General features: G+C 47.5%; 1 protein-coding gene. It reads right to left on the bottom strand.

The window, feature by feature from the left end; translation table 11 throughout:
• The coding region (locus tag R7P72_RS26100; protein ID WP_318111165.1) for an AMP-binding protein at positions 1–1,036 on the bottom strand (1,036 nt) is incomplete at both ends.

Raw genomic sequence — 1,036 nt, 5'->3', positions numbered from 1 at the left:
TCCGATCTTCGCTACCGCAGGATGCGTCATGAATACTTCTTCAATCTCACGAGGATACACATTGAAGCCACCTCGAATGATCAAGTCTTTCATCCTGTCGACAATAAACAGATTACCCGACTCATCAAATCGCCCGACGTCACCGGTATGGAACCAACCACTTTGCAACACCGATTCCGTCACTTCTGGGCGATCAAGATAACCTTTCATGACGTTGTGCCCGCGCACAATAATTTCGCCTTCCTCACCGACAGGGAGAGCATGGCCGTCAAGATCAACGACTTTCACCTCAACACCTTGAATCGGTTGCCCGACAGAGCCCGGTACTCGCTCTTGATCAAGGTGATTAAAACACGCTATCGGACTGGTTTCGGACAAGCCGTAACCTTCTAGAATTGGTACATTGAATCGTGCTTCAAAGGTCTTAAATACTTCTGTCGGTAGCGACGAGCCTCCACTAACGGCTACTCGTAGCGACGAAATATCGCAATTATGTTCAACATGCAGCAAACCAATGTACATCGTAGGCACACCGGCAAAGAGCGTCACTCGATGCTTTTCGATCAGCTCCAACACATGTTTCGGTTCAAATCGAGGGACTAAAACCAAAGTTGCACCGCTTTGCACGCTAGCATTGAGATGCACGGTTTGACCGAATGTATGAAACAGTGGCAACGTTACTAGATGAACATCATCAGCCTGACTCGCCATGATGTTCTGAGCCACAAGCGCATTCATTACGATGTTTTGCTGCGTGAGCTCTGCTCCTTTGGGCAGTCCCGTTGTGCCTGATGTATACAAAATCACACAAGTGTCATCCGCATCGCGAGCAACGTAATCCGCCAAAGGTTCGATATCTTCTATAAAAGACGTCAGTGTCGGTAAACCTTGGTACTCTTTTTGCGTTTGATCTTGCGTCATTACGATCATCGTTTCACACGCATCCACCTCTTTAAACGCTTTCATGCCTTCTTTCGCCATTGGCAGTTCGGGCGTTCCTTCAAAACAGAAGTAATACTTCGCTTTCGAATCTTCT

This window comes from Vibrio sp. Vb0888 (genome assembly GCF_033338835.1).
Taxonomy (GTDB): Bacteria; Pseudomonadota; Gammaproteobacteria; order Enterobacterales; family Vibrionaceae; genus Vibrio; species Vibrio alginolyticus.
Note: the sequence above shows the minus strand (reverse complement) of the source record. Positions and strands in the feature narration are given on the sequence as shown.